Below are 24,035 nucleotides of genomic sequence, written 5' to 3' on the forward strand. Positions count from 1 at the left end.
CTTTTTGCACGGTGGCCGCGCTAACGGACGTTCGATTCGAGCGGCCGAATACGAAATATTTGCGGCGTCAGGCGTGTTTAGTCCGACCAGCTCAACGAAGGATCGGCGCGCAGCGTCGCGACGGCGAGATCGAGAAACGCGCGCACCTTTTGCGTGACGTGACGTCCCTCGCGATGCACGAGCTGGATCGGAACAGGCGGCGCCTCGAATTCGGGCAACACGATGACGAGACTGCCGTCGCTTACGTATTGCGCAACCTGATACGAGAGCAGCCGGGCGATGCCGAAATCCGCGAGTGCGGCGCCGATGGCGGAATCGTTGGTCGTGGTCGTCAGACGTGGATGCGCGCGCACGAGGATCTGTCGCTCGCCGTCGTGCAGACGCCATTCGGCGGGCGTCGACGAACCGGTGGAGGCGATCACCACATGCTCCGCGAGATCGTCCGGATGCCGCGGCGTGCCGTGCTTGGCAAGATATGCGGGCGATGCGCACAACACGCGCCGCACGCGGCCGACGCTGATTGCCTGCAACGACGAGTCCGGCAATTGCGCGATGCGCACGGCCACGTCGATCCCTTCGTCGACGAGATTCACGACGCGGTCGACGAACCAGCAGTTCGCATCGGCTTCGGGATAGCGGCGCAGATAGTCGAGCACGACCGGCGTGACATGCAGCCGGCCGAACATGACCGGCGCGGTGATCGAGAGCACGCCGCGCGGCGACGAGTGCGTGCCCGTCGCGGAAAGCTCGGCGATGTCGATTTCGCCGAGAATGCGGCGGCAGTCCTCGAAGTAGCCGGTGCCGGCGTCGGTGAGACGCACGACGCGCGTCGTGCGCGTGAGCAGACGCACGCCGAGATGCTCTTCGAGTTCGGTCACGACGCGGCTCACGACCGACGGCGAGATATCGAGCTTGCGCGCCGCCGATGCGAAGCCGCCGGTCTCGACCACCGTGACGAAGGTCGCCATTGCCTGGAAACGGTCCATGAGAATGCGCGGGGCCTGCGGGCTTGAGGGATGCCGTGCATTCTCGGGGATATGGGCGCGGGGGGCAATGCACCGTCGCCGCGATTCGCGTTACAAGTCGAGTTCGAGCCCACCCCCTTCATCCCCCGCCGGCACCGCGCAGCAGATCAGCGCTTCGTCATCGCCGACATGAAACGCCGGCTCGCTCTCATACGACACCGCGCCTTTCACGATGCGCGTCCGGCACGTCCCGCACGTGCCGCCGCGGCAGTTGAATTCCGGCGCAAGGCCGCTCGCTTCCGCGAGTTCCAGCAACGTGCCGCTGTCCGGCTTCCACTGCGCATCGGTGCCCGACTTCACGAAGCTCACCTTCACCGGCTCGGCGGCGGCGGGACGCATCGGCTTCACGTCCGCGCCGCGATCCGCCGTGCGCTTCAGCGACGACGGACCGAACGCCTCCGCATGAATGCGCGTGTCCGACACGTTGAGCTTGCGCAAGCCGTCGTAGATCGACTGCATGAACGCGCCCGGCCCGCACAGATAAAAATCGTAGTCGTTGAACGGTAGCCGGCTCGTCAGCAGATCGAGGTCGATGCGCCCCGACATGTCGTAGTCGCGCGCAAGCTCCGCGCCCTGCGTGTCGCTCAGCACGCGGATCACATGCACCGCGCCGCCCGCGGCCTGCGCGAGATCGTCGATTTCGCGGGCGAACGCGCGGCTCGCAAGCGCATGCGCCGACACGATCATCCACACCGGACGTACGCGCCGCTTGCGCAGCCCTTCATAAACGACGTGCCGCAGCATCGCGAGCATCGGCGTGATGCCGACGCCCGCCGCCATCAACACGGCGGGACGCGGTTCCAGCGCATCGATCGTGAAATCGCCCGCGGGTGCGCGTGCTTCGAGCGTGCCGCCGGTCTTCAGCGTGTCGTGCAGATACGCCGACACACGTCCGTCGCGCTTCACGCTGATGCGATACACGCCATCGGACGGCGCCACCGACAGCGTGTACGTGCGGATCTGCGGCCTCGCTTCGCCCGGCAGCGTGACGCGAATCGGCAAGTGCTGTCCGGCCTTGTGCGGTATGAGCCCGGCATCGTCCGCCGGGATCAGATGAAACGAGCGGATCGAGTCGCTCTCATCGACGATCTTGCTCACGCGGAACGTGCGCCACGCATTGGCAAGCGTCGTCGCCCTGATGCGCTCGGCCACTTGCCGCCAGTCGCCGGTCATCAGCGAATTCGGCGATGCGCCGTCGCGACGCGCTGCCCAGCGCAGCGGCAGCGCCTGCTCGCGATACACGATGCGGCGCGGCGTAAAGCGCCACAGCCGTTCGGCGCCCTGAAACGCGGCGATTTCCGGCGAATCGAGCAACACTTCGGCGTTGCCGGACATCTGCAGCAGCGTGCCCGTTTCGAAGTCGGCGAACACGAGTCCCGCGCGGCCGTTCTCCAGAATATTGCCGAGCGTGTTGAAGAACAGATTGCCCGCGAAATCCGGAATCGTGAGCACGCCGTCGTCCGACAGACGCACGAAACCCGGCTTGCCGCCGCGATGCGACACATCCACTTGCCGATGCCCGTCCTCGCGATCGAAATACGACGCGACGAACAGCGTATCCGCACCCGTAATCATCTCGCGCGCGCGCGGCGTGAGCGCGTCGAGCAGGACCGGCTGCACCGGCGACGGCACCGCCGGATCGCGCACGAATTCGAAATCGCGCAACTGGATGTACTGCGGGCAATTGCCGAAGCTCTGCTCGACGGCCATGTCGAACCGGGCGTTCGCGCCGTCGCGATGAATCACGCCGTTCACGCGGTTACGGCGGCGCGTGTGCAATTCGATGCCGAGCAGGCCGATGGACGCGCCATCGTTCATGCCGGCGTCGGCGGGATCGAGCGGATCGCGCGCGCGGTCGATGGCGAGCGTCGTCGTGTTCGTCGTCTGCATGAAGCCCGGATGCCCGGCGAGGAGCGTCGCCCACGGATCGCCGCGCTCATCCACGGCGCCAGCGACGATGAACGGCAGTTGCGCGAAGAACTGGCGATGCTGCTCGGGCATGTAATTGCGCACGACGCGGCGGCCTGCGCTATCCATGCGCTCGTAGGCGCCGGCGGCTTTCTGCAGCTTGATTTCGCCGCGATGCCACGGCGAGGGCGTCGCGACGGGCGCGACAGGGGGAACCGCGAGAGTGGACATGATCGTATGCCTCCACACGCCGGGCGTGACGGCCGCGCGAGTGCGCCGCCGCCGCCGCGTCACTTTACGCCGCGAGACCCACGGCTGTCTTCTGGAACGGCACGAAGCCGGGGAGCGACTCGACGCGACGCAGCCATGCGTTCACGTTCGCGTACACGGACACATCGACGTTGCCTTCCGGCGCGCTGGAGATGTAGCTGTAGAGCGCGATATCGGCGATGGTCGGATGCGCGCTGTCGATGTCCGCGATCCAGTCGCGTGCCGCCAGTTGCGCGTCGATCAACGCGAGAATCGTGTGCGCGCGGGCGATGACTTCCGCTGCATCGAATCTGGCGCCGAACACGGTGATGAGACGCGCGGCTGCCGGGCCGAATGCGATCTGTCCCGCCGCCACCGACAGCCAGCGCTGTACCGCCGCGGCGTCTGCGGGCGTGTTGGGCAGCCATTTCGTATCGCCGGATTTGGCGGCGAGATAAACGAGGATCGCGTTCGAATCGGAGATGATGTGCTCGCCATCGACCAGGACGGGAACCTGCCCGAATGCGTTCAGCTTCAGATAATCGGGCGACTTGTGCTCGGCTTTGGCGAGATCGACGACAACTTCCTCGTGATCGATGCCAAGCAGGTTCAGGAAAAGACGCGCGCGGTGTGAATGCCCGGACAGCGGATATTGATAGAGCTTCATTTGCCAGAACCCTCGGTTTGATTGATGGCCGGGAGCCGCCCCTGCCTGTGAATCAAGTATCGGTTCTTGCAAAATGAAGCGGAATACCAGAGAAAATCAAATCACTGTTCGCGAAACGAGAATGATGAGCGCGGTCCGGCTGCGTGTTACTTCGTCCGGTGGTCCGCGCGCTCAGTTCGGCGTAGGCACGTTCGCCTTGTTGCCCGCGAGCGGCGAGCCGTAGCCGCCGCTGTTCGCGTTGTTCGGCAGGCCGTTGACGAGCTGAGCACGCGGATCGCTCGGATTGAGATTCAACTCGCCGGCCTGTGCGTTGCCGTGCGTCGGGTACTGACTGCCGAGCGGCGCGTTCGGCATGAGGCGCGTGTCGTTTTGCGGCGCGTACATATCGGTTTCGACGCTCGGATGCAGTTGCGCAAACGCGGACGTCGCGACGCAAGCCGCGGCCAGGACGAGTACGGTGCGGATCACTTTCATGTCTGACTCCTCGATGAGCCGGTCGCGCCTTATTGGAAGATTCGCGAAGCTTCGGAAAGATTCGCAGACGTGGCCGCAAGCGCCCAGTCTATTCCGCACGCCCCGCGCAAGCGTCGATCACCCTACCGTCGACCAGTCCAGCGTTTGTTCCCGGCTCGCCTACTTCTTGTGTTTCTTGAGCTTGGCTTTGCGCTTCGGTATTTCATCGATGATCCGCGCGCGATGCTTGTCCTTCATCTTCTTCCACTGCTTGCATTCGTCCTTCGTGCGCAGGCAGCCGATGCACAGGCCGGTCTTCTCGTCGAACTTGCAGATGCTGATGCAGGGTGAATCGACTCCCATGATGTCTTCCGTGATGGCGTGCATGGCACGCATGAGGCGGGACGGTCAATGTCGCATGCGCTATGCCCGCACATCCAACTGATTGTTCCGATCACGGCGATAGACGGGCGTTCGCGCGCCGCGCCGCTCCCGTATTGGCTCACCATTGAAGCGGTTGCAGCGAAATTCGGCTCCCGAATAAACTCACCTCAAAGTGCGCCCCGGAACACGCGACGGCACACGCCTTGCTTACAGTCGCGTGAGCCTGCACAAAAGCTGGCCGCGCCGCAGCATGTCAAGCGCCGCGCGCCTTTGATTCCGCGCCTCTCACTCTCAAAGCGAGCCGTCTCCATGCCGCAAGCACCCGGGCCGCGCCGGCCACCCGCGAAGATTTTGCCGCCCGAGGCGCCCGGTGTGCGAGCGCTGGCCTCGCTGGTGACGGGCGTCATCATCATTTGCGCGCTGTATTTCGGGCGCGCGGTGATGATTCCGATCATCCTCGCGATTCTGCTGAGTTTTCTGCTCGCGCCGTTCGTCGAGTTTTTGCGGCGGCTGCGTTTCGGTCAGGTGCCGTCGGTGATCGTCGCGGTGGTGATCGCGCTGTCGGTGTTGACTGCCGTCGGTGCGCTGATCGGCGCGCAGGTCGCGCAACTCGCGGGCGATCTGCCGAAGTATCAGGTCGCCGTCGAGCGCAAGATCGATTCGGTGCAGCGTCTGACGGTCGGCCGCGCCGACGAGTTTCTCGGCCGCGCGTCGCGCGCACTGAAACGGATTTCGCCCGCGCGCGAGCAGGAGCCGAAGAACGAGGACAACCCGGCCGCGTCGCCGATCGATCAGCCGATGCCCGTCGAAGTGCACGAACCGTCGCCGTCGCCGTTGGAGCTGGCGCAGCGTTTTCTATCGCCCGTCATCAGTCCGCTGGAAACCACCGGCATCGTGCTCGTGGTCGCGGTGTTCATCCTGCTGCAGCGCGAAGACTTGCGCGACCGGCTGATACGTCTGTTCGGCTCGCGCGACCTGCATCGCGCCACCACCGCGATGGACGAAGCCGCGCGGCGCCTGTCGCGCTATTTCCTGGCGCAGCTCGGCATCAACATGGGCGTGGGCATCGTGATCTCCGTCGGGCTTGCGATCATCGGCGTGCCGGGCGCGCTGCTGTTCGGCGTGATGACCGCGCTGCTGCGCTTCGTGCCGTACGTCGGGACGTGGATTGCCGCGATCATCGCGGTGGTTTTCGCGGCGGCAGTCGGACCCGGCTGGTCGATGCTTGTGTGGACCCTCGTCCTTTTCGGCGTGACGGACGTGCTCGTCGGGCAAGTCATCGAACCGCTGCTTTATGGGCACAGCACCGGTCTCTCGCCTTTCGCGGTGATCGTCGCGGCGATTTTCTGGAGCTGGATCTGGGGGCCGGTCGGCCTCGTGCTTTCGACGCCGCTCACGCTGTGCCTCGTGATTCTCGGCCGTCACGTCGACCGCCTCGAATTTCTCGACGTGCTGTTCGGCGACCGGCCGGCGCTCACGCCCGCCGAAAACTTCTATCAGCGCCTGCTCGCGAACGATCCCGACGAAGCGCTCGTGCAAGCCGAGACGCTGCTCAAGGAACGCGCGCTGATCGCTTACTACGACGAAGTTGCGCTCGAAGGACTGCGCTTCGCCCACAACGACGTGCTGCGCGGCGTGGTGACGGCGAATCAGTTGCGGCGCATCAACGAGTCGGCGCTCGACATTATCGAAGGGCTGGAGGAGACGGCGGACACGATCGTCGACGTCAAGGACCGGGAAGAGTTGCCCGCCAGTTTCGATTCGCCCGATGACTTTCCGGTGCCGTCAGAAACGCCGCCGTCGCGCTTCGATGCGTCGCAGGAAGGGCACACGGCGTCGGTGCTGTGCATTGCGGGGCGCGGCGAACTCGACGATCTCGCGGCGACCATCGCCGTGCAGTTGTTCCGCAAGCACGGTCTGCACGCCGATCTCGCGGGCTACGACCGCTTTTCGCGCGGACGCTTCGGCGAGGTCGATTTGTCGGGCGTGTCGATCATTTGCGTCGTGTCGTTCGATGCGGCCGAATCGCCGCCGTATCTGCGCAATCTGCTGCGACGGCTGCATCAGCGGGCGCCGTCGGCGGAACTGATTGTGGGGCTGGTGGTTCCCGAGAGCGCGCTGCAAGGCGAAACGCTCGTGCGCACGAGTTCGGCGGCGGTGTCGTTCCGGGAACTGGTGGAAGCGTGCGTGGCCGCCGCGCGCCGTCAATCGACGGACGGCGTGCCGTGGGCCGGCCTGCATGAATTCGAAGGCGAAGCGGCGCTGAACGGCCCGCCCGGCGAGACGCGCGAAGGCGTGCCGGAACTGCGCAACGCCTGACGCGAGTGCTTCGCAGGCCTAGCGGTTGCCGTCGAACAGATCGTTGAGCATGGTGTCGAAGGCGGCTTGCGCGTCTTCGAGTTCCTGGAGCGCGGCATCGAAAGTCTGTAGCGCCATCTGCGACGGGCGGCCGTCGCCTTCCGGCGGAAAATGCGTCTGCAACGCGAGAAAGGCGGCTTGAACCTGCCGCGTCGCGTTGACGATACGTTCCATGGCTCGCGCTTCTTCTGCGCGATTGTTCTCAGCGGTCATCGGAGACACTCCTCGTTGGCAATGCTCCGATAGTACCAAGCGATGCGCCGTTCGCGGCGGCTCAGGCCTTTTCGACGGTGAACAGTCGCACGGCTTCGTCGAGCACCACGGCGCGCTCGGCGAGACGCTTGGCGGTGGCCGCCGCCTGCTCGACCAGCGCGGCGTTTTGCTGGGTCGAATCGTCGAGATGGGCGACCGCCTGATTCACCTGCGCGATGCCGTCGGCCTGTTCGCCGCTCGCTTTCGCGACTTCCATGATGATCGTCGATACGCGGTTGACCGCTTCGTCGATCGCGCGCATCTGGCTCGTCGTGCGCGTGACGAGGCTCGTGCCTTCCGCGATCTGCGCGACGCTCGTCGCCACCACGCCCTCGATTTCCTTCGCCGACGCCGCGCAGCGCTGCGCCAGATTGCGCACTTCGGTCGCGACCACCGCGAACGAGCGGCCCGCCTCGCCCGCGCGCGCCGCTTCGACGGCCGCGTTCAACGCGAGGATGTTGGTCTGGAACGCGATGCCGTCGATCACGTCGGTGATGTCCGCGATGCGCCGCGACGCCGCCGTGATGCCCGCCATCGTCTGCTCGACCTGACTCGCGATGCGCCCGCCGTCGTCGGCCGCGGCCTGCGCTTCCTTCACGAGTTCGAGCGCGCGCACGGTGGCGTCGGCGTTGCCTTGTACGGTCGTGGTGAGCTGATCCATGGTCGCGGCGGTCTGTTCGAGCGACGCCGCCTGCAACTCGGTACGGCGCGACAGGTCCGTGTTGCCGCTCGAAATCTCGTTCGCGGCGTCGAGCATGCCGCCGATCTGGCCGCGCACGTCGAACACGATCGCCGCGAGATTCGCCTTCAACTGGCCGAGCGCGCGTTGCACGTCGCCGAGATCGTCGTGGCGGGCGTCGGGCATGTCGACGGTCAGATCGCCCGCGGCCATGCGCGCGGCAAAACCCGACATCGTGCGCACCGGCGTTTCCACCTGATGCGACAGCGCGAACCATCCCGCCGCGCTCGCCGCCGCGCCCGCGCCGAGCGCGAGCCAGAACGGCAGCGGCGGCGCGCCGTGCCAGCCGATCAGCGCGGCGATCGCCGTGACGACAGGCGCCGCAGTGAACGCGACGCCGAGACGCGCGCTCACCGGCATGTGCGCGAGCGCCGCAAGCTTGCCCGCGAGACCGTGCCGGACGAGCGCGCCGCGCACGAGTTTGTGCGACGCGTTGCCCGTCTTCATCTGCGCGTAAAGCGCGGTGGCTTCGCGCACTTCGTCGCGGGTCGGCTTCACGCGCACGGAGAGATAGCCGACCGCACGGCCATGCTGCATCACCGGCGTGACGTTCGCGCGCACCCAGTAGTGATCGCCATTTTTGCGGCGGTTCTTGACGAGCGCGGTCCATGAACGGCCGGCGCGGATCGTCGACCAGAGATCGGCGAACGCTTCGCGCGGCATGTCGGGATGGCGGATCAGGTTGTGCGGCTGACCGATCAGTTCCTCGCGCGCGAAGCCGGAAACCGACACGAACGCGGGATTGCAGTACTGGATGTTGCCGGAGAGATCGGTCGCGGAGACGAGCATCTCCGAGGCGGGGTAATCGAATTCTTGCTGTGTGACGGGCTGGTTGTTGCGCATGATGTCCTTGCTTCTCTCGGTTCACGCGCCGCCCGCGGAACGGGCGGCGCGCGCTGAATTACAAGGACATAACGGTCATTATCCCCACAATCTTTAGGGGAATCCGAGCAAAACGCTCAAGTGTGCGGGCCGGTTGCCGATAGGCGCGCGCTTGATCGACCCGCACTGCGTCTTACTGCGCGCTCCAGCCACCGTCGATCTGCAAAGCCGAGCCGCGCATTTCGCTGGCGGCGTCGGAGCAGAGGAACACGGCCATCTCGCCGATCTGCTGCGCCGTCACGAATTGCGCGGACGGCTGCTTGTCGCCGAGCAGCTTGGCGCGCGCCGCGTCGGGCGTGAGCGACTCGCGCGCGGCGAGATCGTCGATCTGCTTCTGCACGAGCGGCGTCAGCACGAAGCCCGGGCAGATCGCGTTGACCGTCACGCCGGTACGCGCATTCTCGAGCGCCGCGACCTTCGTCAGACCGAGAATGCCGTGCTTGGCGGCCACATACGCCGACTTGCCCGCCGAGCCGACCAGCCCATGCACCGACGCGATATTGATCACGCGGCCCCAGTTGCGCGCGCGCATCTGCGGCAACGCGACGCGCATCGTATGGAACGCCGAACTCAGGTTGATGGCGATGATCGCGTCCCAGCGATCGACCGGAAATTCGTCGATGGTCGCGACATGCTGAATGCCCGCGTTGTTCACGAGAATATCGACTGCGCCGAACTGTTCGTGCGCGAAGCCGATCATCGCTTCGATTTCGGCGGGCTTGGTCATGTCGGCGGGGTGATGCACGGCTTTGACGCCGGTCGCCTCGATCTGCTTCAGTGCGCCTTCAACGTCGCCGAAGCCGTTGAGCACGAGATTCGCGCCCGACTGCGCGAGCGCCGTGGCGATGCCTAAGCCGATGCCGCTCGTCGAGCCGGTGACGAGCGCGGTCTTGCCGGCGAGCGATCGGTTCGATGCGGATGAGTTCGATGCGGTTTGAGTCATACGCGGTTCTTTTCCTTCGGATTGGGTGGGCGTCCTGCGGGAGTGTGGAGCGTCACGCGCGCGGCGTGAATTGGGGTTGCCGTGGGTTTCGCCCCGCGGCAACCCCCGGCATCAGACGATGCCCGTCAGGTAATAGACCGTGATGACGAAGAACACCGCCAGCGTCTTGATGATCGTGACCGCGAAAATGTCCTTGTACGACTCGCGGTGCGTAAGCCCCGTCACCGCGAGCAGCGTGATGACGGCGCCGTTGTGCGGCAGCGTGTCCATGCCGCCCGACGCCATCGCCACAACCCGGTGCAGCACTTCGAGCGGAATGTGCGCGGCCTGCGCGCCGGCGATGAACGTATCGGACATTGCGGCGAGCGCGATGCTCATGCCGCCCGACGCCGAACCCGTGATGCCCGCGAGCGCGCTCACCGAAATCGCCGCGTTGACGAGCGGATTCGGAATGCTCTTCAGCGCATCCGACACGACGATGAACCCCGGCAACGCCGCGATCACGCCGCCGAAACCGTACTCGGAGGCGGTGTTCATTGCGGCGAGCAACGCGCCCGCAACGGCGGCGCGCGTGCCGCCCGCGAAACGCTCCTTCACGCGCGGGAACGCGGTCAGCAGCACGAGCACGATGCCGAGCAAGAGCGCGCCTTCCACGGCCCAGATCGCGACGACCGTCTTGACCGCCGTCGTGACCGGCGCGTGGACGCCGGGCAGCACTTCGGGCGCGACCGTGTAGCTCGCGCCGTACCACGTCGGAATCCACTTGGTCAGCGCGAAATTGGCGACGCCCACGAGCACCAGCGGCGCAATCGCGAGCACCGGATTCGGCAGCGAAGTCGATTCGACGCGCTCCGGCTCGTTCACGAGCGACGTGCCGTAGCCTTCGCCCTTGGCCATCGCCGAGCGGCGGCGCCATTCGAGGAAGCTCAGCCCGACCACGATGATGAACAGCGAGCCGATCACGCCGAGCCACGGTGCGGCCCAGCCCGTCGTCTTGAAGAACGTGGTCGGGATGATGTTCTGGATCTGCGGCGTGCCGGGCAGCGAATCCATCGTGAACGAGAACGCGCCCAGCGCGATGGCGCCCGGCATCAGACGCTTCGGGATATTGCTCTGGCGATACATTTCCGCCGCGAACGGATACACCGCGAACACGACGACGAACAGCGACACGCCGCCGTAGGTGAGCAGCGCGCACACCGCGACGATCACCGCATTGACGCGCGACTTGCCGATGTATCGAATGGCCGCGGCGACGATCGACTCGGAGAAGCCCGACAGCTCGATGACCTTGCCGAACACCGCGCCGAGCAGGAACACAGGGAAATAGAGCTTCACGAAGCCGACCATCTTCTCCATGAAGATGCCGGAAAACACCGGCGCGACGGCGGCGGGATCGGTGAGAAGGACGGCCGCGAGCGCGGCGATCGGCGCGAAAAGAATGACGCTGTAGCCGCGATAAGCGGCGAGCATCAGGAACGCCAGGGCGGCGAGCACGATGAGGAACGACATTGAGTCTCCATGAGTGGTTATTCTTTGAAACGTCGTCCGCGCGCTTCTCCTGGAAGCCGCGGAAGTTCTTCAACGCGATGGTGACGCGCCGCGCGGGCGAATGCAGCTTTCGTGCCAGCGTGCCGGGCTCAAGCCCGGCGGGCGGGAGCGGGTGCCGGTCGAGCATGACATCGCGAGATTTCAGCCGCGTGTCTCAAAATCGAGACGTCCGGCGTGTTCACCGAAGCCGATTTTGCCGCAAAAGATCAGTGTAGATGCGGATTGTGCACTCGTCTCAAAATTGAGATATTGCGTCTCCAAAGAGAGATGAGGAGACTTCTGCGGCATGCGCAACGACTGGATCAACGTTCCGGCGGACTATAGCGACGTCATGCGTCGCGCGATGGAGTCGCTTTTCAAGACCTTCGAGAATCTGAGCGAAGGCACTTTCATCGTCGATGCGGATGCGCGCGTCGTGTGGATCAACAAACGCTATGCAGCGCGCTTCGGCTTTTCCGATCCCGTCGACGCGATCGGCCTCGATTGCGAAAGCGTGATTCCGAACAGCCTGATGCGCGAAGTCGTCGCGACCGGCAAGCCGATCCTGCTCGACGTGCTGGAAACGGACCGCGAGCCGCTCGTCGTCACGCGTCTGCCGCTGAAGGACGAAGCGGGCGTGACGATCGGCGGAATCGGCTTTGCGCTGTTCGACGAGATGAAGGCGCTCACGCCGCTCTTCGCGCATTACTCGCGCGTGCAGCAGGAATTGATCGCGACGCGCCAGTCGCTCGCTCAGGCGCGGCGCGCGAAATATACGTTTTCGAGCTTCGTCGGCACGAGTCCGGCCAGTCTCGAAGTGAAGCGTCAGGCGCGGCGCGCGGCGCTCGTCGATTCGCCCGTGCTGTTGCTCGGCGAAACCGGCACCGGCAAGGAACTGCTTGCGCACTCGATCCACGGCGCATCGACGCGCGCGGGCAAGCCGCTCGTGACCGTGAACGTCGCGGCGATCCCGGACACGCTGCTCGAAGTCGAATTCTTCGGCGCGGCGGCGGGCGCGTACACGGGCGCCGAGCGCAAGGGCCGGGTCGGCAAATTCGAACTGGCCGACGGCGGCACGCTCTTTCTCGATGAAATCGGCGACATGCCGCTGCCGCTTCAGGGCAAGCTCTTGCGCGTGCTGCAGGACAAGGAGTTCGAGCCGCTCGGTTCGAATCGCATCGTGCGCGCGGACGTTCGGATCATTGCGGCGACGTCGGCCGATCTGCCGGCGCTCGTCGCGGCGGGGCGTTTTCGTGCGGATCTGTTTTATCGCCTGAACGTGCTGACGATTCACGCGCCGCCGTTGCGCGAGCGGCTCGGCGACATCGAGGCGCTGGCTTACGCGATTCTCGAAGACCTTTCGGGCGATACGCGGCCGGGGCATGTCGGCCATTTCGTGTTGCATCAGGATGCGCTGCGGCTACTGGAAGCGTATTCGTGGCCGGGCAACGTGCGCGAACTGCGCAACACGCTCGAACGCGCGCTGATGTTGTCGGAGTCCGAACATATCGACGCGCGCATGCTGAGCGCGTTTATCGATGCGGGGCGCGTGGTGCTTGCGGCGCAGGCCGAGCCGCCCGTGCCGGAAGGCGCCGATGCGCCCGTCGTGTCCTACGCGGACGCATTGGCCGATTTCGAGCGGCACTTTCTGTCGGATGCGCTGCGCGCGAGCGGCGGCCGAGTGGCGGATGCGGCGGAGAAAATCGGCATCGGACGGGCGACGCTGTATAAAAAGATCGCGGCGCTCGGCATCGCCGTGTGATCATTTTTTGCATTTCGACGCGTGTTCGTGCGCGCGCGAAATCGGCCCGACAGGTTCGCGTGGCATACTCCCGAAATCTAAAATAACGACCAAGAATCAAAGGTGTATCGATGAAAAGCGGTGTGAAATTCGGGATGAAACCAGGCCGTGGATTCCGTCTTGCCGTCCTGGTTGCGGGCAGCGTCTGGGCGCTTGCCGGATGCAGCAGCGCGCCGCCGCTTTTTTCCGCCGACGGCCGCCCGACGCAGCAGGTCCAATGCCCCGCGTACGGCGGATGGCGCAACTGCACGGACAACGCGAAAGTGTTGTGTCCGAGCGGCTACGACGTGCTCGATCAGTCGACCGAGAACAACCAGAATTCGCTGCTCGTCGCGTGCAAGGGCGCGAGCCAGTAACGCGGCGGGCGTTTTATCCGTGCTGCGTTTCGCGCAGCATCGTGACGTCGTAGCCTAGCGCGCGCGTGCGCTCGATCAGCGAACGGCGCAGTTCCGCCGATGGCTTCGCGTCGCGCGTCAGAATCCATAGATATCGCCCGCTCGGCTCGCCGACGATCGACCACGAATAATCGTCGGCGTGATCGAGAATCCAGTAGTCGCCGACATAGAACGGACCGAAGAACGATACCTTCAGCTTCGCACCGTTCGATCCCGGAACGATCTTCGCGCGGCCTTCCGCCGAGCGATACCGTCCGGTAATTCCGCCTTGACGACATCCGTTGATGACTGAAACGAGGCCGTCTTCACGGCGCGCGTAGTTGGCGGTGACGGCTTCGCAGTTGCGTTCGAAGCGATTCTCGTAGCGCGCGAACTCGTGCCAGTGGCCAAGATAGCGGTCGAGATCGACAGCCTTCGACGGTTCCGGAACGTGCTCGTTGCCCGCCTTGCGAGCGCCATTCGATGCGCACGCTACGAGCGTGCCGAGTCCGCCGATCACGATCAGCGCCGCGGCGCCCCAAGCCAAGGATCTTTTGATTTTCATGTCGCGCGTGCGAAAGAGTGTGCGAAGGCTGTCTGTGCAGCAAGCTTCGTTCCGTCCATCTCCGGCAGCGTTGGGCTCCCGAATATTCTCACCCTTGAGCTGGTCTACCGCGCGGCGCATGCTGGCGTCCGACGCGGCCGCAGCGTGCAAGTGCTTGCCTGCAATCAGTTTTGCGCTTACGGCAAGCGAGGGCAAAAGGCAAAACGCATGCCGCCCGACTGACTCCCGTATTCGCTCACCTCACGCCGGGCAAGCGCAGCGCAATTTCCCCGGTTCATAAGAAAGTCGTAGGATAAAACCGATTCATCAGACATAAGGTTTTTGCATTCGACCAAAGCGAATGTCATTAGGAACAACGACTTGCATCAATCACTTAAACACGGAGCTGAGATGACTAAAATAATTCGGTATCCATATAGACGATGAAGAGTGAGCCGCCCGCGCTACAAGGCACTCACCGTCGAGCGGCTCCCGAATCGCCTCACCTTTTTGACCCGGAGTATCCTCTCGCACTCTTTCTCTCGTTCGCCGTTCGCCTTGTCATCCGCACTCACCTCGCTGCCTGCTCTGCTCAGTCCGCTCTTCACGATCATCCTTCCGGTGTTCGGTCTCATCTTTGCGGGCTATGGCTGCCGCAAGCTGAACAAGCTCGGACCCGCCGCCGCATCGGAACTGAATCGCTTCGTCGTGTATCTCGCGTTGCCCGCGCTGCTCTTCGACATCATGGCGAAGACGCCCTGGAGCATGCTCGATCAGCCCGCGTTCATCGCGGCGTTCGGCATCGGCTCGGCGGTGATTTTTGTGCTGACGCTCGTCGTGCGATTGATGCAGTCGCGGCATCTCTCCGACGCGAGCATCGACGGATTGAACGCCGCCTATCCAAACACCGGCTTCGTCGGCTTGCCGCTTTGTCTGCTCGCGTTCGGCAAGGAGAGTCTCGCGCCCGCCGTGATCGCGACGATCATGACCGTCTGCGTGTTGTTCGCCGTGGCGATCGTGCTGATCGAGCTTGGATTGCAAACCGAGAAACACATCGGCGCGACGCTTACGCGCGTGGCGAAATCGCTCGCGAAGAATCCGCTGCTGATCGCGCCGCTCGCGGGCGCGTTGCTGAGCGGCTCCGGCGCGCGCGTGCCGGAAGGCGCCGAGGCTTTGCTCAAGCTGCTCGGCGGCGCGGCGAGTCCGTGCGCGCTTGTCGCGTTGGGACTGTTTCTCGGCGCGAAGGGCGAAGCGCGCGATACCAAAACGACCAGCGCGCTCGTCGCGCTCAAGCTCATCGCTCAGCCGCTGCTGACGTGGTGGCTCGCGTTTCATCTGTTCGGACTGCCGCCGTTGTGGGCCAAGACCGCCGTGATCCTGAGCGCGCTGCCCACCGGCACCGGCCCGTTCATGCTCGCCGAGTTTTATCGACGGGAAGGCGGCGTGACATCGAGCACGATTCTCTTTTCGACCGTGCTTTCACTCGTCACGGTCACCGTGTGCCTCACGGCGATGCTCTGAACGCCGCGAACATCGCGCACGCAAAAAAAAGCCCGGCGCCGAGGGCGTCGGGCTAAAACCACCTTCTTTTCGACGGTGGAGGAGGGATGGCTCAGATGGCTTCCTCTGAATCTTGCAAGGCTGTCACTCAGCGCGTGGCGCCGCCGTCGCGCAGATCGCCGCGCAGTTGCGCATGGCGTTCCTGATACGGACGCAATTGCGGATAACTCAGCGCATTGACGGCGTCCAGATCGCCCGCCCGACGGGCGCTCGCCAGTTCCGCCTTGACTTCGGCGCGAGTCTTGCCGCCATACGACGTTTGCGCGAATGCGGGCGCGGTAGCGAGAAGGGCCGAAATAAGCAGACCGCCGATGAGCGTGTTCTTCATGCGTGACAACCTCCTGGATGCGTTTTGCGTCGTGGGTGACGCTTGAGAGGAAGTCTAGAAGCAATGCTATTGGACAAAAATACCGATTGAGCCAATACATTGTTGTCGGCAATGGTTCAATGCTGGCCCGCGATTCGCAAGCTGCGTCTATCTGTTACCTGCTTTGAGGCAGCGATTGTTGCCGATTTTGCAAGGACGATTACCGTCTCCCGCCATTTTTACGCAAACGCTTCATAGTTAAAGTCGACTTATCGATCAAGATTTGTTGATCGAATAAATTGATTTGGGGATGTCACGTTCGCATCGCTTGCCTTGCCCGCCGCAGCCGGAGCGGCTCACGCCGCTGAGTCGCAATCCCCGGCTTGCCAAGGTTCGGCGTCGCAGTGCAATGTTTCTTCGGCCATTAATGCACGCGTGCTTTCGGTCGAAATCGGTGCGCAAAACGTCTTATTTGGGCGCCTTGTTCCGTTTACGAATCAAAAACTAAACACGAAGGCGCTTAACCTCAACTTATCCACAGAAACTGTGGATAAGCATGGGGATAGTCGTCCAGGAACCCCGCCACGACGCGGTTCGAACTAGATTGCTCGATTCTTCGCAAAAATAGGTCATCTCGCGTGCGCTATCGAAACACGCTGACCGCTTGAACCGCCTATCATGTGCACGCGCGCCCTCGGTGGCGCGACCGATCCACGTTTCATCCTTTGACGGGGAGATGCCATGGCATTGAAGATCGCGGTGGTCGTCGGAAGCCTGCGACGCGAATCGTTCAACAAGCAGCTTGCGCACGCGCTGGTCTCGCTCGCGCCGAGCGATTTCTCGTTCGAGTTTCTCGATATCGGCGGCCTGCCGCTCTACAGCCAGGACTACGACAGCGACTTTCCCGAGTCCGCGCGCGTGCTGAAGCAGAAGATCGCGGACGCCGACGGTCTGCTGATCGTCACGCCTGAATACAATCGTTCGATACCCGGCGTGCTCAAAAACGCGCTCGACTGGGGCTCGCGGCCGTGGGGGCAGAGCGCGTGGGGCGGCAAGCCGGGCGCGATTATCGGCACGTCGGTGGGGGCGATCGGGACGGCGATCGCGCAATCGCATTTGCGTGGCGTGTGCGCGTATCTCGATATCGTGCTGATGAATCAGCCGGAGATGTACATCAAGCACGACGATAAGCGCATCGATGCGAGCGGCAAGATCATCGCCGAAGACACGCGCAAATACTTGCAGACCTTCATGGACAAATACGTCGCGTGGGTGCGGGACCGCGCTGCTTAAGCGTCTAGGCATTCATCCGGCGCGAAGGCGAAAACGAAACGGCCCGCGCGAGCGGGCCGTTTGTCTAAGGCCAGGCAACTAAGCGGCGATCAAACGTGATGATGTCCCGTCACGCGATCCCAGCCGTGCCGCACGGCGGCCTTGAAGCGTTCCCACGTATCGCCTTCCGGATGCCGCGATTCCCAGTCGCGCTGCATCTCATATTCCATCTGATCGTCCCACGCGCGGCTGCGGAAGCGGTCGTCGTTGCCGAGCATCGCGCCGTAGCGATACGCGCCCTGATAGTCCTCGTAAGGCTCGCCCGTCGCCGAATACTTCGAGTCGTAGTCAGCGCGGAAGTCTTCCTCGTACTCCATGTACTCGTTCGGCACGGTTTGCGGACCCACGCCGACAGCCGGTCCCGGACCCACGGGTCCAGCGGCCTGCGTTCCGGCGGACGCGATCACCGGATCCGGCGACGCTCCCATTCCCCGCGCGGCCGGTTCATCGAGCGGACTGAGCGGCTCGACCGCTCGCCAGTCGGATGCCGTGTCGGTGCGCACGCCCGGCAGCGGTTCGCGTTGATGCTGCATCGGCGGGACGGCGCCCGTCGTGCGCAGCGGATCGTGGCCCGACAGCGCGTCGCGTTCGGAGAGCGAATCGGCCGATAACGGATCGATGCCCGTCGTCGCGAGCGGGTCGCGGCCCGTCAGCGGATCGCGTCCGGCGAGCGGATCGCGCGCGGCGCGTTCGGTTTCGCTGCGCATCGATTGCGACTCCAGCGACTGTGATTGCATCGACTGAGACTGCGTTTGCGATTGCATACTGCGCCCGAGCAACGGATCGTCGGCGGGATCGCTGATGTAATCGCGCGGCTGGAGCGCTTCGGCGTCGCGTCGCGTGAGCGGGTCGCCCAGCGGATCGGCGAGCGGATCGAGCAGCGGTTCCGCGGCCGGGTCGCCGAGATCGGCGCGGGGATAAGCCCGTGCGCGCGGCGCTGTGACATTCGGATCGTTCACCGGATCGCGGCCCGGAACGGCGCTGCCGCGTCCGAGGCCGAGTTCGTCGAGCACGGAATGATCGCGCTCGTCGACGGCCGAAGCGGACATCGCCGCGGAACCGTGTTCGAGCGTGGACCAGCTTGCCGCGCGCTCGTCGATGTCGATCGCGCCTTGATCCGACAACGTCGCGCGGGCGATGTCCGCCTGCTCGACGCTCGGCGTATCCACCGCGACGAGGATCGCGCCGCGCCGCACGGCTTCCGAGTAGTGCGCGACTTCGGGCGGCTGATCGCGCCCACCGAACAACATGCTGAAGAAGCGCTCGATGCTGGCGAGCATGCCTGGCTCCTGATGCGTTACGGCATCGGGCATGTCCGAGGGGGCGGCGGCGTCGTCGCGCTTGGGATTGGCCTGGAGTTCGATATCGGCGCGTGGAAAGCCCGCGGTGATGAGCGCCGAGCGAGCGTCCTCGGCCTGCGAGTAGGTGTCGAATACTCCGATGACGGTGTGTCGCATTTGCGCCTCCTGCGGATGGGCGTCATATCAAATCGGCAACAGGGCGTCGCCGCACATGATTGCGTGTACGCAACCTGCGTGCCGGATATGCGCGATGCGCCGGAATGACACCGTGCAAGCGAAATGGCGCGGCGCTTTTACAAACGTGCGTGCAAAAGTCGACAAGGAGCCGGCAGGACGGCGCTATCTGTCGATGGAGCGCGCGGCGCGTTCGCCGGACGTGGCGGCGTCGGCGCCCTGCATGCGTTCGCGGATGCCGCGCAGCAGCGAATCGAGCAGCGCGATGTCGAACGGTTTCGACAGCACGCGCGCGCCGACCTGCCGCGCACGGTCGAGCTCTTCCGCGTAGCCGGTGACGAGAATCACCGGGATGCGCGGTTCGAAGCGCTGCAACATCTCGGCGAGATCGATGCCGTTCATCTTCCCCGGCATGTGGATGTCGGAGAGCACGACATCGAACGGAAAAGCGGACCGCGCATCGGCGCGCGCGGCTTCGAGCACGGTGACGGCGGTGTCGGCGTTGAAGACGTAAGTGACTTGATGGCCCATCATCGAGAGCAGCGCCTCGGTGCCCGCGGCGACTTCCTCGTTGTCTTCCACGAGCAGCACGCGCAGGCCTTCGGCTTCCGGCGTCGCCGCGGGTTCCGCGCCGCGCGACGTGCCGCTCGTGCCCGTCGCTGCCGCGCGCGGCAAGTAGAGCCGTACGGCGGTGCCCGCGCCGGTTGCGCTGTCGATCGTCGCGAGCCCGCCCGCGCGCTCGCAGAACGCGAACACTTGCGGCAGGCCGAGCCCCGTGCCCATGCCCTTCGGCTTGGTCGTGAAGAGCGGCTCGAACGCGCGGCCGAGCACCTCCGCACTCATGCCGAAGCCCGTGTCTTCCAGCGAAATCTGCACGAAATCGCCCGTGATCGGAAAGCCGTCTTCGTGACGGAAGCGCACGTTGTCGGCGCGCACGGTGAAGGTGCCGCCGTTCGGCATCGCGTCGCGCGCGTTGACGGCCACGTTGATGAGCGCGAGTTCCAGCTCGGCCGGATCGACGCGGATCGCCCCCACGTCCTCCGCCACTTCGACGTTCAGCGCCACCTTCGCTCCGAGCGACGCGCGCAGCAATTCACGCTCTGCCGACACCCATTTGCCGATGCCGATCGTCTCGCTGCGCAACGGCTGCTTGCGCGCGACGCCGAGCAACTGGCGCGTGAGCGACTGGCCGCTCTTGAGGGCGCGCTCCATCGCCGTGAGTTCGCGGTCGAGTCCGGGCGCGCCGCGCCGCCGCGCGATCTGCACGTTCGTCGAGACGATCATCAGCAGATTGTTGAAGTCGTGCGCGACGCTGCCGACGAGATTGCCGAGCGCCTCCATCTTGCGCGCCTGCCGATACGCGGATTCGATGGAACGGCGCATCGACGCTTCCGCCTGCCAGCGCTCCCACGCGTCTTCCTCGGTCGCGAGACGCCGCAACGACTGTCCGATCACAGCCCACAGCACGATGCACGGCGCGAAGATCGACAGCGCCAGCACGCTCAGGTGCCGGTACCACGCGGACCAGATCGTCGCGATCGGATAGCCGCTCGATACGTAGATCGGATACGTGCCGACGCGCCGGAACGCGACGATTTTCAGCTGATCGTCGAGCCCGGAGACCATCTTCACGACGCCGCTCCTGCGCCCCGCGCGATACGCATCGCGCAGCGGCGAACTGGCCGCGAGCGACATGCGCTCGGGCGGCCGCGGCGGATACCACGCGAGCACTTCGCCGTCCGAACGCGAGAGGCCGAGCGAGACGCTCGGGTTGTCGCCGATCAGTTCGCGATAAAAGTCGGCGAAATACGACGGACGCAGCGCAATCGACACCATGCCGTCGAACTTGCCCGTGCTTGTGCGCCGCGCGACCGCCGTGTTGAAGACCTGCTCGCCCGCGAGGCGCCCGACCATCACGCGCGAAATCTGCTCGATCTGCTGGCCGGCGCGCATGCCGCCGAAGTCGTCGCGGGCGGCGACGGAAACATCGGGCGTGGGATAGGTGCGGCTCGTGGCGAGCAACTGGCCGTCGGGGCCGAACACCGAGGCCGCCGCGACCTGCGGATAAGCGCCGCTGATCGCCTTCAGGCGTTGGTGGATCGTGGCGCCGTCGCGGCGGATGGCGGCGGCGTCGAGATCGTCGAGAAGATCGATGATGCGTTCGTTGAGCGTCACGTTCAGATCGAAGACCTTGAGCGCATGCTCTTCCGCGACGCGCGCATTGCGGGCGACCAGTTCCGAGGCATCGGCCACGCGCGTGTGATAGTCGGTCCACGCGGTCACGGCGACATAGACGCACGGCAGGACAACCGCCGCGACCAGCAGCGCGTAAAGCGTCATGCGCTGCGCGGCGAAATTGCGCTCCGGAACCGCCGGGAAAGCCGGCTCCTCCCGCCGTGATTCCGCGGCGGGTTCGGCGTCGGACTCCTTACTGTGCAGCGTCATTTTTGGCAGCGAATTGGAAACTTTTACTCGGGTGCTTCGAACAAAACGGCGGCCGCGGCCCGGCGGCACGGACAACAGCGCCGCCGCTTATGGGTTCTCGGCGGTGCAACCGCAACTAGGATGCACGAAATATGCCGATGCAACCGGCGCGCTGCACACGGTTTTGGAGGAAAACCTCGGTCGCGCCGGATAGTTAGCGAGATTATCGGCAGCGCAAACGTACACAAAAGCAGTAAGTCAGATCATTAAAACAAATACTGAGTAAAAATATCTCAAACTGGCTGTGATTCAATCATATTGATTCGCGCTGGGCGTTCTGGCGAGTTGCTTTGACATTCTGTTAGTCAGACAATGCACTCCTCTGACGGATGCGCCGTGCGCGCGTGCGTCGAAGATAAAAGCAAGACAAAAGCAGCTTCGCGGCGCGCACCGGGGAAATTCAGGCTCGCACGGCATACGCCGGAGAGCGCGCGACCGACGAGGAGAAAAAAGGCCAAGTCCGCGAACGCTGCGGATGATGCACGGGGCAGTCAACATGACGCCGTTCGAAATTCATTCCGCAGGGCGCGCGGCGCACACGGGGCGCATGCCCATTGCGCCGCGCACGCCCGCCGCATGGCGCGCCTACGCTCATATGCGCCGCGCCTGGCTGATCGCCGATGAATTCGCGGGCCGACAGCGTCCGCACATGCGCCGCGCGCGACAGCAATCGACGGTTCATTCGTAAAAGTCGCCATAAAGATCGCCGCCGCGCTGCCGTAATCCCATACGAGTGCACGCCGTGCGTTCCGACAGGACTGTTTCTGCCCGAAAACCGCTTACCGATTCCGCCGACCATGCCGTTGCCCATTGTCATTGCCGATGATTCCCTGCTCGCGCGCAAGGTGATGACGCGCGCGCTGCCCGAGGACTGGGACGTCGAGATTTCCTACGCGACCAATGGGCGGGAGGCGCTCGAGCACTATCGGGCGGGCCGCGCATCGGTGATGTTCCTCGACCTGACGATGCCCGACATGACCGGCTATCAGGTGCTCGACGCCTTGCAGCACGAGGACCTGAACACGTTCGTGATCGTCGTGTCGGCGGATGTGCAGCCGATGGCACAGGAGCGCGTGCGTGCGCTCGGCGCGATCGCGTTTCTGCCGAAGCCGGTGACGCCCGAAGCGCTGCGTCCCGTTTTGAAGGAGTACGGTCTCCATGGCTGAAACCGCCCTGAACGAAGATCAGCGCGACGCGCTGCAGGAAGTCGCCAACATGGCGATGGGACAGGCCGCCACGCGCTTGTCGAAGCTGCTCGGCACGTTCATCGAACTGTCGGTGCCGCGCGTGCGCGTGGTGAGTGTCGCCGACGCCTCCGAAGCGCTGCGCGAAATGACCGGCATCACCGATACCGTCACGGCCGTGCGCCAGGGCTTTCGCTCCGACATCAAGGGCGAGGCGATCGTGCTCTGCAAGAGCGGCAGCGTCGATCAACTGTGCGCGCTCGTCGACGATCCGTACACCAAGTCCACCTACGAGGCAACGACGCGCACCGAACTCGTCTTCGATGTCGCCACCGTGCTGATGGGCGCGTGCGTGTCGTGCATTCTGGACCGCCTCGGCCGCTCGCCGATCTTTTCGCCGCCGGGCATGCTCGGCTCGGACATCGGTCTCGACGAAGTCTTCCAGCCCGCGATGCTCGCGTGGAAGACCGCGCTCCTGCTCGAAGTGAACTTCGCGCTGGAAGACCACAGCTTCCGCGCGCATCTCGTGATGCTGATGGCCGAAGACGCCATCGCCCATATGAACGAGGCGCTCGACGCGCTTCTTTCGAGTCTCTGAGCGGAAACGTGAGCATGGACGAACTGAGGCACGTGCTGAGCGAACTCGTGATCGAGCGCGTGGGTTTCGGCATCTTCGTGCTCGACCGCGACTTGAACGTGCTGATGTGGAACCGGTTCATGGCGGACCACAGCGGCAAGTCGGCGGAGCAGGTGACCGGCAAGTCGATCTTCGCGAGTTTTCCCGAGCTGCCCCGCGTGTGGTTCACGCGCAAGGTGGAAAGCGTGTTCCAGCTCGGCAGCTTCACGTTCAGCTCGTGGGAACAGCGCCCGTATCTCTTCAAATTCGACCACGACCGGCCGATTACCGGCGGCGTCGACTTCATGCAGCAGGACTGCACCTTCATGCCGCTCACGCACGAACGCGAAGTGCGCGCGGTCTGCGTGACGATTTCCGATGCGACTCACGCGAGCATGATGCAGCGCGCCCGCGACGAAGCCGTGGCGAAACTGCAGGAATTCGCCGACCGCGACGGCCTGACGGGCATCGCGAACCGGCGCTATTTCGAGCTGCGTCTGCGCGACGAATTTTCGCGCTGGCAGCGTTACGGCGGCGAGTTGTCGATGCTGCTGTTCGATCTCGACCACTTCAAGCGCATCAATGACGACCTGGGCCACCTCGTCGGCGATACGGTGCTGCGCGTGATGGCCGAGCGCGTCGCGAAAAGCGTGCGCGTGCAGGACGTGTTCGGGCGCTTCGGCGGCGAGGAATTCGCGCTGCTGCTGCCGTGCACGAATTTCGAAGACGCCATGATCGTCGCGGAGAAGGTGCGGCGGGCGGTCGGCGAAACGCCCATCGACGTGCAGGGCGCGCGCGTGCCGGTCACGACGAGCGTCGGGGCGGCGCGCGCCCGGACCGGCGTCACGTCGTCTTACGAGGCGCTCATCAACGAGGCCGATGCGGCCCTCTACACGGCCAAGCGCGAAGGGCGCAATCGAGCGGTGGGGTTTGCCTGAGCATTCGTGATCGCCGCTGCGCCTTGTACG

The 24,035-nt window shown here is 64.6% G+C and carries 22 protein-coding genes; 9 read left to right on the plus strand and 13 right to left on the minus strand.

Translation table 11 applies throughout. From position 1 onward, the window contains the following. Positions 1 to 77: 77 nt before the first annotated feature. The 5 genes from BRPE64_RS14300 to BRPE64_RS14320 form a co-directional block, all read right to left on the minus strand. Positions 78 to 986 carry a LysR family transcriptional regulator gene (locus BRPE64_RS14300; RefSeq protein WP_016354145.1) on the minus strand — a complete coding sequence of 303 codons (909 nt, stop codon included), beginning with the start codon at positions 984 to 986 and terminating at the stop codon, positions 78 to 80. Between the two features lie 90 nt (positions 987 to 1,076). Then, the gene (locus tag BRPE64_RS14305; protein ID WP_044042630.1) at positions 1,077 to 3,164 is read right to left on the minus strand and encodes a 2Fe-2S iron-sulfur cluster-binding protein; all 2,088 of its coding nucleotides are present in this window, start codon (positions 3,162 to 3,164) and stop codon (positions 1,077 to 1,079) included. 64 nt (positions 3,165 to 3,228) lie between these two features. Further along, entirely contained in the window at positions 3,229 to 3,849 is a 621-nt protein-coding gene (locus tag BRPE64_RS14310; protein WP_016354147.1) for a glutathione S-transferase family protein, read from the minus strand. A 171-nt stretch (positions 3,850 to 4,020) separates the two neighbouring features. Then, positions 4,021 to 4,323: a hypothetical protein gene (locus tag BRPE64_RS14315; RefSeq protein ID WP_016354148.1), complete on the minus strand. Its 303-nt coding sequence runs from the start codon at positions 4,321 to 4,323 to the stop codon at positions 4,021 to 4,023. Between the two features lie 159 nt (positions 4,324 to 4,482). Next, positions 4,483 to 4,665: a DUF1289 domain-containing protein gene (locus BRPE64_RS14320; protein ID WP_044042631.1), complete on the minus strand. Its 183-nt coding sequence runs from the start codon at positions 4,663 to 4,665 to the stop codon at positions 4,483 to 4,485. A gap of 330 nt (positions 4,666 to 4,995) precedes the next feature. Between BRPE64_RS14320 and BRPE64_RS14325 the strand changes: the two genes are divergently transcribed. Next, positions 4,996 to 7,005, plus strand: a complete 2,010-nt coding sequence (locus BRPE64_RS14325; RefSeq protein ID WP_051180432.1) for an AI-2E family transporter — start codon at positions 4,996 to 4,998, stop codon at positions 7,003 to 7,005. An 18-nt stretch (positions 7,006 to 7,023) separates the two neighbouring features. Here the strand turns inward: BRPE64_RS14325 and BRPE64_RS14330 are convergent, their stop codons facing one another. The 4 genes from BRPE64_RS14330 to BRPE64_RS14345 all read right to left on the minus strand — a co-directional run bounded on the left by BRPE64_RS14330 (position 7,024) and on the right by BRPE64_RS14345 (position 11,372). Beyond that, a complete protein-coding gene (locus BRPE64_RS14330; protein ID WP_016354151.1) occupies positions 7,024 to 7,257 on the minus strand; it encodes a hypothetical protein in 234 nt (77 codons plus the stop codon). Positions 7,258 to 7,318: 61 nt separating this feature from the next. Then, the gene (locus BRPE64_RS14335) at positions 7,319 to 8,878 is read right to left on the minus strand and encodes a methyl-accepting chemotaxis protein (protein WP_016354152.1); all 1,560 of its coding nucleotides are present in this window, start codon (positions 8,876 to 8,878) and stop codon (positions 7,319 to 7,321) included. Positions 8,879 to 9,050: 172 nt separating this feature from the next. Next, positions 9,051 to 9,860, minus strand: a complete 810-nt coding sequence (locus BRPE64_RS14340) for a 3-hydroxybutyrate dehydrogenase (protein ID WP_016354153.1) — start codon at positions 9,858 to 9,860, stop codon at positions 9,051 to 9,053. 111 nt (positions 9,861 to 9,971) lie between these two features. Further along, positions 9,972 to 11,372 (minus strand): GntP family permease, encoded by a 1,401-nt coding sequence (locus BRPE64_RS14345; RefSeq protein ID WP_016354154.1) that lies wholly within the window; start codon positions 11,370 to 11,372, stop codon positions 9,972 to 9,974. A 325-nt stretch (positions 11,373 to 11,697) separates the two neighbouring features. Here BRPE64_RS14345 and BRPE64_RS14350 point away from each other — a divergent pair, with 325 nt between their 5' ends. Next, positions 11,698 to 13,152 carry a sigma-54 interaction domain-containing protein gene (locus BRPE64_RS14350; protein WP_016354156.1) on the plus strand — a complete coding sequence of 485 codons (1,455 nt, stop codon included), beginning with the start codon at positions 11,698 to 11,700 and terminating at the stop codon, positions 13,150 to 13,152. 134 nt (positions 13,153 to 13,286) lie between these two features. Continuing rightward, entirely contained in the window at positions 13,287 to 13,547 is a 261-nt protein-coding gene (locus BRPE64_RS14355) for a hypothetical protein (protein WP_016354157.1), read from the plus strand. Positions 13,548 to 13,560: 13 nt separating this feature from the next. On the opposite strand, the gene BRPE64_RS14360 is transcribed toward BRPE64_RS14355, so the two are convergent. After that, on the minus strand, positions 13,561 to 14,130 hold the full coding sequence (locus tag BRPE64_RS14360) for a lipocalin family protein (RefSeq protein WP_044042222.1): 570 nt from the start codon (positions 14,128 to 14,130) through the stop codon (positions 13,561 to 13,563). Positions 14,131 to 14,667: 537 nt separating this feature from the next. Between BRPE64_RS14360 and BRPE64_RS14365 the strand changes: the two genes are divergently transcribed. Further along, a complete protein-coding gene (locus tag BRPE64_RS14365; protein ID WP_016354159.1) occupies positions 14,668 to 15,630 on the plus strand; it encodes an AEC family transporter in 963 nt (320 codons plus the stop codon). 127 nt (positions 15,631 to 15,757) lie between these two features. Here BRPE64_RS14365 and BRPE64_RS14370 read toward each other — a convergent pair whose 3' ends face one another. Continuing rightward, entirely contained in the window at positions 15,758 to 15,997 is a 240-nt protein-coding gene (locus BRPE64_RS14370) for a DUF4148 domain-containing protein (protein ID WP_016354160.1), read from the minus strand. 720 nt (positions 15,998 to 16,717) lie between these two features. On the opposite strand from BRPE64_RS14370, the gene BRPE64_RS14375 reads away from it, so the two are divergent. After that, positions 16,718 to 17,269 (plus strand): NADPH-dependent FMN reductase, encoded by a 552-nt coding sequence (locus tag BRPE64_RS14375; RefSeq protein WP_016354161.1) that lies wholly within the window; start codon positions 16,718 to 16,720, stop codon positions 17,267 to 17,269. Between the two features lie 89 nt (positions 17,270 to 17,358). Here BRPE64_RS14375 and BRPE64_RS14380 read toward each other — a convergent pair whose 3' ends face one another. Both BRPE64_RS14380 and BRPE64_RS14385 read right to left on the minus strand, forming a co-directional pair. After that, the gene (locus BRPE64_RS14380) at positions 17,359 to 18,765 is read right to left on the minus strand and encodes a hypothetical protein (protein ID WP_016354162.1); all 1,407 of its coding nucleotides are present in this window, start codon (positions 18,763 to 18,765) and stop codon (positions 17,359 to 17,361) included. A 183-nt stretch (positions 18,766 to 18,948) separates the two neighbouring features. Beyond that, positions 18,949 to 21,228: a hybrid sensor histidine kinase/response regulator gene (locus BRPE64_RS14385; protein WP_016354164.1), complete on the minus strand. Its 2,280-nt coding sequence runs from the start codon at positions 21,226 to 21,228 to the stop codon at positions 18,949 to 18,951. Positions 21,229 to 21,763: 535 nt separating this feature from the next. Between BRPE64_RS14385 and BRPE64_RS14390 the strand changes: the two genes are divergently transcribed. The 4 genes from BRPE64_RS14390 to BRPE64_RS14405 all read left to right on the plus strand — a co-directional run bounded on the left by BRPE64_RS14390 (position 21,764) and on the right by BRPE64_RS14405 (position 24,005). Next, complete coding sequence (locus BRPE64_RS14390; protein ID WP_016354166.1) at positions 21,764 to 21,955, plus strand: hypothetical protein; 192 nt, start codon at positions 21,764 to 21,766, stop codon at positions 21,953 to 21,955. Positions 21,956 to 22,064: 109 nt separating this feature from the next. After that, positions 22,065 to 22,433, plus strand: a complete 369-nt coding sequence (locus BRPE64_RS14395) for a response regulator (protein WP_016354167.1) — start codon at positions 22,065 to 22,067, stop codon at positions 22,431 to 22,433. Beyond that, the gene (locus BRPE64_RS14400; protein WP_016354168.1) at positions 22,426 to 23,049 is read left to right on the plus strand and encodes a chemotaxis protein CheC; all 624 of its coding nucleotides are present in this window, start codon (positions 22,426 to 22,428) and stop codon (positions 23,047 to 23,049) included. The genes BRPE64_RS14395 and BRPE64_RS14400 overlap by 8 nt, the downstream gene beginning before the upstream one ends. Positions 23,050 to 23,063: 14 nt before the next feature. Next, positions 23,064 to 24,005 carry a GGDEF domain-containing protein gene (locus BRPE64_RS14405; RefSeq protein WP_016354169.1) on the plus strand — a complete coding sequence of 314 codons (942 nt, stop codon included), beginning with the start codon at positions 23,064 to 23,066 and terminating at the stop codon, positions 24,003 to 24,005. Positions 24,006 to 24,035 lie beyond the last annotated feature (30 nt).

The organism is Caballeronia insecticola, from assembly GCF_000402035.1.
Taxonomy (GTDB): Bacteria; Pseudomonadota; Gammaproteobacteria; order Burkholderiales; family Burkholderiaceae; genus Caballeronia; species Caballeronia insecticola.